Genomic DNA, 8,210 nt, shown 5'->3' with positions numbered 1-8,210 from the left:
GGCGCGGCCACCTACGCGCTGCTCTCCCTGGCCGCCACCGGTGACGTCGCCCCCGACTGGGTGCTGGGCCTGTCCTGCGGAGCCGGAGGACTTCTGGGCGGATACTTCGGCGCCCGCCTCCAGCCCCACCTGCCCGACACCGCGCTCCGGCTTCTCCTCAGTACCCTCGCCACCGGCGTCGGAGCGCTCTACGCGGTTCAAACCCTTCGCTGACCATGCAGCGCCCAGTTGCCCCACGACACTCAGGTGCTGTCGAAACTCGGGTTCTGGCTCGCTTTCCGTGATGCGCGCACGCTGAGTGACGGCTGACGCTCCAGTCAGGCTCCGGGAAGTTGCCTGAAAATGACCAGGGCCGATCTTATTGTGGTCGACAGTGCGGCGTCGTGGAAGAGATGTCGCCCCGTCTGGAGGGCCTGCTGTTACCGTCCATCGCGGACGTGTCCGTGCTGTCGTTAGACGTGAGCCACGAGGCGATACGCATCGACGTCTGCAGCACGGCGGCCGGGGCGGCATGCCCGGACTGTGGGAGCGAGTCGTTCCGGGTGCACAGCTCTTACCTGCGGTTTCCTGCGGACGTGCCGAGTGGGGGACGTCTGGTGGTTCTACAACTGCGGGTTCGGCGGTTCTTCTGTCCGGATTCTTCGTGTGCTCGGCGGACGTTCGCTGAGCAGATGCCGGGACTGACCCGGCGGCACAGCAGGTGGACGGAGCGGTTGCGGTCGACTCTCGCCGCGGTGGGTCTCGCCCTCGCCGGCCGGGCTGGCGCCCGGATGGCACGGGCCTTCGGGGTGTCCATCAGCCGCAGCTCGGTGTTGCGGCTGCTCGATGCACTGCCCGAACCCGAAGTCCCGGCTCCGCGGGTGGTTGGTGTTGATGAGTACGCCACACGCAAAGGACGGGTCTACGGCACGGTGCTCGTCGACGTCGAAACCCGTCGGCCGGTGGATCTGCTGCCTGACCGGGAGGCGTCCAGCCTGGCTGCGTGGCTGGAGAAGCGACCGGGGATCGAAATCGTCTGCCGGGACCGCGCGCCGTTCTTCGCGGAAGGCGCCACAGCCGGGGCACCCCAGGCAACGCAGGTCGCCGACCGCTGGCATCTGTGGCACAACCTCGGAGAGGCCGCTGAGCGGGCTGTCGCCCGCCACCGCCAGTGCCTTCGCGTCCTGGTCCCCGATCGTGAGGGGAAGGCCGACGAACCGGCGCCGCCAGGGGAGAAGTCGGACTCTCCATGGCGGAGCGAGCGGTTCGCCAACCGTGTCCGAGCCAGGCACGCCACGGTCCACGCGCTGCTGGAAGCCGGCCACAGCCGGCGTTCCATCGGGCGTCAGCTCCAGATGACCCACCGCACCGTCAAAAGCCTCGCCGACGCTGTGAAGCCGGAAGACCTCTTTCGCGGCCAGTGGCAGCACAACAGGACCTCCGTTGTCGACGAGTACAAGCCCTACCTGGACGGACGAACGCTGGGACGAGGGCTGCACCAACGCCTGGAAGCTCTGGGAGGAGATCGTTCCCCTGGGCTATCGCGGCAGTTACGGCCGGGTCAGCGCCTACCTGCGAGAGAAGCGCACCTCGCCACGGCCGGTCACCGCGCAACCGCCGGCACCCCGCGTGGTGACGAGATGGATCCTCAGCCGACCCGAGACGCTGACCGAGATCGAGCAGCTCCGGCTCAAGGCCGTCCTCGCCAACTGCCCTGAACTCAACGCCCTGACCGGTCACGTCCGGTCCTTCGCCCACATGCTCACCGAGCGGCAGGGGGAACGACTTCCGCAGTGGCTCGACGCCGTCCGCCAGGACGACCTTCCCAGCCTCCACACTCTCGCGGCTGGCATCGACCGAGACCGCAACGCAGTCATCGCCGGCCTGACCCTGCCCTGGAACTCCGGCGTCGTCGAAGCGACAGATGTTCGGTCGCGCCGGCTTCGCACTGCTCCGCAAGCGGGTTCTCCTCGCACCGTGACCGATGTCAGTGGCTCCTGGAACCATGTCTTCGTCCGAGACAGCCATATCAGGAGCCATGCATGGGAACGTGGGGAACCGGCCCGTTCGACAGCGACCTCGCCGCAGACTTCGTCGATGGACTTGAGGGGCTCACCCACCAGCAGGTCATTGACGTGCTGGAGCGGGCATTCCACCGAGTCACCGACTCGGGAGAACGCGTCGATGGCGGAGACGGGGCCGAAGCCATTGCCGCTGGCGCCCTCGTCGCCAGCACCCTCCCGGACAGCCCCATCGTGATTGACCCCGATGACGGCCCCAGGCAACCGCTGCCCGCACTCCCGGCCTCCCTTCGGGCGTCGGCGAGACTCGCACTGCACCGGGTTCTCCAGGATGGATCTGAAATGGCAGCCGGCTGGGTGGACAGCGCCGACGCCGACCAGTGGCGCCAGGAAGTGCGACAGATCCTCCAAGCACTCGAAACACCCTCTGATCACTAGTCGTGACCGCTTCACGGAAGTCGTGCCAGAACCGAAACTCGTGAAAATTCCGCCGGACGCTCCCCCTCCAACCGCCTCCCAAACTGGTGTAGAAGTGCCTCGCGTCACGAGATTTGGCGGCATCTGCTGGTGCGGCCGAACCGTGTCAGCGGCTCGCGACAGGACTGTCACAGAGCGTTCCCAGGATGCTTGACCGTGCTCCCATGGGAAGGACAACAGTGTCTCCCTGGATCACAGAAGTGTGCTCGCTGGCCAGGCGGGACGAAGAGGGGGGAGTTCGCGTGACCACGACCTGCGTCATTCTCGACATCGGCGGCGTACTGGAGATGCAGCGGTGGGAAGAGCGGCTGGAGCTGCCGATGGGCACCGTCAATGAGCGGATGCGCGACGTGTGGCGTGCTGGAAGCGTCGGGCACATCAGCGAACACGATGTGCACTGGGAAGTGGCATCACGCTTGGGTCTCGGCGTTCACCAGCTCGAAGCCTTCATGGCTGACCTTTGGACGGAGTATCTGGGAACGCCGAACGCGGAACTCATCGCCTGCGTGCGGGCGCTGCAGGGGCGCTGCAGGCTGGGCATTTTGAGCAACAGCTTCGTTGGAGCCCGGGAGCGGGAGACTGCGCTCTACCACTTCGACGAACTGGTTGAGCAGATCGTCTACTCGCACGAGATCGGCATCGAGAAGCCTGACCCGCGCGCCTTCGAAGCTGCCTGCGCCAGCTTGGAAGTGGGACCGGAGAGCTGTCTCTTCGTGGACGATGTTCCAGCCAACGTTGAGGCCGCCCGGGCGGCGGGCATGCAGGCACATCTGTTCGAGGACAACATCGGGACGATCACGCGCATCGCCGCTCAAACGTCTGTGGGCCACCTCCGGCGTCACCTTCGTACGACGGGGCCCGGAGTGCCGGGAGTCCGCGCCCGCGTACACGCGGACATCCGGCTCACCGGCACCCAGCTCCCCGACGCGGCCTACGGTGCGGGGGTGTAGACGACGGCCGTGTTCTCGCACGGCCCGTCGGAGAGGACCTTCAGCGCCTCCAGCTGGCGCTTGTCGACACTCAGGTCCCAGCGGAGCTTGGTGCCGACCCACTCCCCCGCATAGCGACACCCCGACCGAAGTCGCGTGCGAACAAGGTGTTCCAGCCACCGGGGCCGGTCACGCTGTCCAGGAGGACCCGGTCGGTGTTCCTGGAAAACATCGTGGCGTAGACGGAACCGAGGTAGGTGCCGTAGGAGATACCGAAATAGGAGGCCTTGGACTCGCCGAGGGCTTCGCGGACCCGGTCCAGGTCGCGGGCGGTGTTCGCCGTGGTGATGTGCGGGAGGATCGCCGCCGTCCTGGAAGTCGCGCACTTCTTCGCGACGGCCTCGACACGCTTGGCCTCGGCCGCCACGTCCGCCGCGTTCCGTGCGTAGGTGGGGATGTTGCTCGGGTGGTCCGTCAGCTTCAGCCCACAGGTCACCGGCGTGCTGCGCCCGACGCCCCGGGGGTCCATCCCAATGATGTCGTAGCTGTCCAGGACGCTCTTGGGGAGACCGAGCTTGCGCAGCGTGGCCGGCATGGTGAGGGTCTCTCCGCCGGGGCCCCCACTGTTGGTCAGGAGGACGCCGCGGCGCTTGTCGGGATTCTTGCTCGCCAGCCGGGAGACGGCGATTTCGATCGTTTTCCCGTCGGGCTTCTCGTAGTCGAGCGGGACATCGAGTGTGGTGCATTCGACTCCGGCCGCGGCCACGCCTTCGGGGCATTTCTTCCAGGTGATCTTCTCCATGTCGGCCTCGGCCGGTGAACACGCAGTCGACAGCGTGGTCAGCAGACCGATAGCGAGTGCTGTTGCTGTGCGATTCCTCACGAGTGGGCCTCTCTGGGGAAATTTGCGGATCGAGATGGTGTGATGACGGCCTGATCGGAAGAGGTCCCGGCCGTTGGCCGGGTCGGCGGAATACGCGGGGCCATTTCGCACACCGCGAAGCGCCGGGTGACCCCCAACTGCTCTCCGGCTGGCGCCTCGTGTAAGCGAATGGGCAGGTGACTTCAGCGGGGCAGGCCGGACCGGCGGCCGGTGGACGGTGTCGCCCTGACAGTCAGCGGTGACGGGCGCTGACAGTAGAGGCGTGTGCTTCGTGTCAGAGGACGATTTCGGCCAGGCGGGTGACCTCGTCGAGGTCGTCGGTTCCGGGGCCCAGAATCAGCTCGTCGGCGCCCAGGGCCTCGAATTGCTTGACTGCGTCGCGGAGTGATTCCGCGTCGGTGTGGACGTTGTTGACGACGGTTTTCTGGTATTCGCCGGTAGCGGCGTAGTAATCGGCGATGTTGGCGCGACCGCGCTCGGGATCGCCCAGCGCGAAGTAGTTGAGGGCGACCAGCCGGGGCTGTCCCGGCCGTCCGGCCGCCTGCCACTCGGCACGGGCGGCGTCGAAAGCGCCGGACGCCAGGGCAGCGGGCACCGATCCGGCGATGAAGCCGTCCGAGGACCGGGCCATCCGGCGGTAGGCGGCCGGAGTGGTGGCGCCGAACAGCAGCGGAACCTGCCGTCCTCCGGCGGGAACCGCCGGGTTCGGACTACCCGGAACGGGTTCGCCGGCCCACATCGACCGGTAGGTCGCGAGATCGCGGTCCATCCGGGCGCCCCGGTCCCGGGGTCCGTGCCCGGGCACGACGAAGTCGTCCTCGCGGATGCCCACCCCGATGCCGAGGGTGAGCCGACCGCCGGAGACCCCGTCGATCGAGGCTGCCTCCTTGGCCAGCAGCGCCCCCGGCCAGGTGGTTGCCAGCAGCACCTGGCTGAGCAACCCGATCGTGGTGGTGGCCCCGGCGGCCGCGGCCAGGGCGACGGTGTCCATCACGCCCGGATAGGCGAACCGGCCGGTGGTACCCAGCGTGGAGAAGCCCGCTTCCTCCGCTCGGCGGGCCCAGGCGGGAATCACCGGGGCGTGGACGTCGCGGACCTGGTTGGGTATGCCGATGCCGATGCGCATCGAGAAGCTCCTTAGTCGGTAAGGGTGTCGACATGGTGGGGCCGTGAACCGCTCCCGACTTGATCCTGGCCGGGCACCCATACACCTCGGTTACAACCGTCAGACAGCGCGCGCCGAGCCGCTCAGGATGGCGACGGCGTCGCTGAGTGCCGGCGGCTGGGAGGGAGGCTCGCCTTCGTACCAGCCCTGCGGCGCGGTCGAATGCAGAAAGGTGCCGGCCGGTCGGATGTCGCTGCGCGCCTGGTGAAAGTGGACGATGTCGCGGAGCAGCGTGGCGCCGGCCGTGTCGTCGGCCGCGTCCAGGGCCAGGGCCCCGTTGTGCAGTACGGCCAGCTGGTTGCTCAGATCGCCTTCGATGAGGAAGCGCCGCAGCGAGGACCGCAGCAGGGGCAGCGCTTCGCCGTCCTTCGCGTCGACCAGGGTCTGGGCCAGCATCAGCTCGCTCAGCGCGGCTGTCCAGACGAGCCCGGAGGCGTCGGCGAGCCGCACGGCGGCCCGCAACCGGCTTCGGCCTTCGGCGATCCGGCCCGCCATGACGAGGGCGGCGCCCCACGCCATCGCGGTGGCCGCGATCAGCCAGGTGGTCTGCGTCTCTGTGGCGATGGCGTGCGCCTCGGCCGACGCGGCCAGTGCGATCGCCGGGTCGCCTCCCGGCAGTTGGACCAGAGCCTGGTAGTAGCGGACCTCGGCGAGCAAGCTGCGATACCCCGGTTCCGAGGCCACCGCCAGGTTCGCATCGGACAGCATGCGGCGCGCCGTGGTGACGTCGCCGGTGAAGTAGCACAGGGCGGCCGACGACGTCCTGGCCCGCACGATGTCGCCGAGCGGGGCGTCCGGCGCGGCGGCCAGGGCCGTGGTCAGCATCCGGTTGCCCTCGGCGAGCAGGCCGCTGCGGATCCAGAACCACATGAGGCGCGCGGCCGTACGCAATGCCTCGGCCGGGGCATGAGTCAGGTCGTGGGCGAGTCCCGCGCGCAGGTTCGGCAACTCCAGCCGCAGCTCCGCCATCGTGGTCGCGGACCGTACGCCCCGCAGGTCGCCCTCGGCACGAACGACCAGTTCGCGGACCCAGTGGGCATGGGCGGCCCGGGTCGCCGCCGGATCTTTGTCCACGGAGCGGCCGTACGCCCGGATCGTCTCCAGCATCCGGTAGCGCGCCGTGCTGCCGCCTGTCTCGGCGGTGACCACGGACTGGTCGACCAGCGTGGCGAGCACGCCGAGCCCGGCGGCGGAGCCCGCGGCCTCCAAGGGGAAGCCGCCCTCGTACGGCCAGAGTCGCACCGCGAGGTCGCGCTCTTCGCCGGAGAGAAGGTCGAAGCTCCAGGCGATCGCGTCCTGCAGCGTCGCGTGCGGGGTCATCCTGCTGTGCGGGATTCTGCCCAGCACAGTGAACCGGTCGTCCAGATTTTCGATCAGCCCCCGTACGCCGAAGGTCCGTACCCGCGCCGCCGCCAGTTCCAGGGCCAGCGGCAGGCGGTCCAGCGCGTCGGCGAGGCGGCGCAGATCCCGGCGGTCGGTGTCCTGTTCGATCCAGCCGGGCCGGCCCGCGCGGATGCGATCGGTCAGTAGCGTAGCGGCGTCGTCGCCGTCCAGCGGACCGAGCGGCAGATTGTGCTCGCCGTCGACGCCGAGCGGGCTGCGGCTGGTGGCCACCACCCGCAACAGGGGAACGCGGTCGAGCAGGTCGACGACGAGCCGGGCCGCATCGCTGACGAGGTGCTCGCAGTTGTCGAGCACCAGGACTTTCCCGTGCAGGTGCAGCCGCTTGACGAGCGCCTCGTACGGGTCCCCGGTGAACCCGGTGACGCCGACCGCCTCGGCGACCGCTGAGATCAGGTGGGCGGGGTCGGCCACATGGGCGAGCCGGACGACGGCGGCCCGTCCGGCCCATTCCACGGCCAGGCGGGTCTTGCCCGATCCGGCGGGCCCGAGGATGGTGACGAGCCGGTGCGTGTCGACGAGACGGCTGAGCAGTGCCAGATCGGCGCCCCGGCCGATGAACGACGACAGCGGCCGATCGCCGGGAGCCGACGCCCGGACGCCGGTGGCCGCCAGGGCCGGGTCCTGTGACAGGATGCGGCCCTCGAGCTGCCGCAGCTCGGGTCCGGGGTCGACACCCAGTTCCTCGGCCAGCAGCGTCCGGACCCGGCGCACCGCGTTCAGAGCGTCGGCCTGGCGTCCGGAACGGTAGAGCGCCAACGCCAGCAACTGCCAACGCCGTTCGCGGTACGGCGCGGCGTGCACCAGCAGCTCGAGCACGGGCACCGCGCCGGCATGGTCGCCGGTGGCCAGCAGAGCCGCCGCGCCCTCCTCCTGGGCGCTGTCACGCTGTTCCACCAGAGCGGCACGGATCGCGGCCGTCGACTCGTCGTCGGCCAGGTCCTCGTACGGTGTCCCGCGCCACAACCGCAGCGCCGTCTCGAAAGCCTCGTGCGCATCGGCGTGACGGGCGACGGCCGCCAACGCACGGGCCCGGACGAGGTGGCCTCGAAACTGTTCGACGTCGGTCTCGGCGGCCAGGAGCCGATAGCCGCCCGCCGAGCGTTGCAACACCGTGCCCGGAAGCACCTGGCGGAGCCGGGAGACGTACACCTGGAGGGCGCCCTCGGGGTTGCGTGGCCGGCGGTCACCCCACAGTCCTTCGGCCAGGCTGTCCTCCGAGACCGGGCGTCCTTCCCCGGCGACCAGGATCGCCAGCAGTCTGCGGGGCAGCCGGCCTCCGACGTGGACCGGCTGATCACCCGCACGGACTTCGAACGGACCCAGCACCGCGAACGTCAGCACCGCACCATGTA

Annotated in this window: 5 protein-coding genes and 2 pseudogenes; 4 read left to right on the top strand and 3 right to left on the bottom strand. The window is 69.1% G+C overall.

Annotated features, from left to right (window positions below; translation table 11 throughout):
* The 4 genes and pseudogenes from ACZ61E_RS23595 to ACZ61E_RS23580 all read left to right on the top strand — a co-directional run.
* Nucleotides 1-213, top strand: a pseudogene (locus ACZ61E_RS23595) (sulfite exporter TauE/SafE family protein); the annotation flags it as partial.
* 179 nt (nt 214-392) lie between these two features.
* Nucleotides 393-1,697 carry an ISL3 family transposase gene (locus tag ACZ61E_RS23590; RefSeq protein ID WP_469701834.1) on the top strand — a complete coding sequence of 435 codons (1,305 nt, stop codon included), beginning with the start codon at nt 393-395 and terminating at the stop codon, nt 1,695-1,697.
* A gap of 324 nt (nt 1,698-2,021) precedes the next feature.
* The gene (locus ACZ61E_RS23585; protein WP_469701831.1) at nt 2,022-2,438 is read left to right on the top strand and encodes a DUF4259 domain-containing protein; all 417 of its coding nucleotides are present in this window, start codon (nt 2,022-2,024) and stop codon (nt 2,436-2,438) included.
* A gap of 281 nt (nt 2,439-2,719) precedes the next feature.
* Nucleotides 2,720-3,298, top strand: a pseudogene (locus ACZ61E_RS23580) (HAD family hydrolase); the annotation flags it as partial.
* Nucleotides 3,299-3,497: 199 nt separating this feature from the next.
* On the opposite strand, the gene ACZ61E_RS23575 reads toward ACZ61E_RS23580, so the two are convergent.
* The 3 genes from ACZ61E_RS23575 to ACZ61E_RS23565 all read right to left on the bottom strand — a co-directional run bounded on the left by ACZ61E_RS23575 (nt 3,498) and on the right by ACZ61E_RS23565 (nt 8,199).
* On the bottom strand, nt 3,498-4,289 hold the full coding sequence (locus tag ACZ61E_RS23575; RefSeq protein ID WP_469701830.1) for an alpha/beta fold hydrolase: 792 nt from the start codon (nt 4,287-4,289) through the stop codon (nt 3,498-3,500).
* A 274-nt stretch (nt 4,290-4,563) separates the two neighbouring features.
* Entirely contained in the window at nt 4,564-5,415 is an 852-nt protein-coding gene (locus ACZ61E_RS23570) for an LLM class flavin-dependent oxidoreductase (protein ID WP_469701829.1), read from the bottom strand.
* Nucleotides 5,416-5,514: 99 nt separating this feature from the next.
* Nucleotides 5,515-8,199 carry an AfsR/SARP family transcriptional regulator gene (locus tag ACZ61E_RS23565; protein ID WP_469701828.1) on the bottom strand — a complete coding sequence of 895 codons (2,685 nt, stop codon included), beginning with the start codon at nt 8,197-8,199 and terminating at the stop codon, nt 5,515-5,517.
* Between the last annotated feature and the right edge of the window lie 11 nt (nt 8,200-8,210).

Source organism: Streptomyces sp. NPDC104581 (assembly GCF_055583685.1).
The sequence above is the reverse complement of the archived record's forward strand: the minus strand, read 5'-3'. Positions and strand labels throughout refer to the sequence as shown.

What these genes read in the sequence shown, in the direction of transcription:
- ACZ61E_RS23570 (WP_469701829.1), bottom strand. Translation starts at nt 5,415, where the DNA reads ATGCGCATCGGCATCGGCATACCCAACCAGGTCCGCGACGTCCACGCC.
- ACZ61E_RS23585 (WP_469701831.1), top strand. Translation starts at nt 2,022, where the DNA reads ATGGGAACGTGGGGAACCGGCCCGTTCGACAGCGACCTCGCCGCAGAC.
- ACZ61E_RS23590 (WP_469701834.1), top strand. Translation starts at nt 393, where the DNA reads ATGTCGCCCCGTCTGGAGGGCCTGCTGTTACCGTCCATCGCGGACGTG.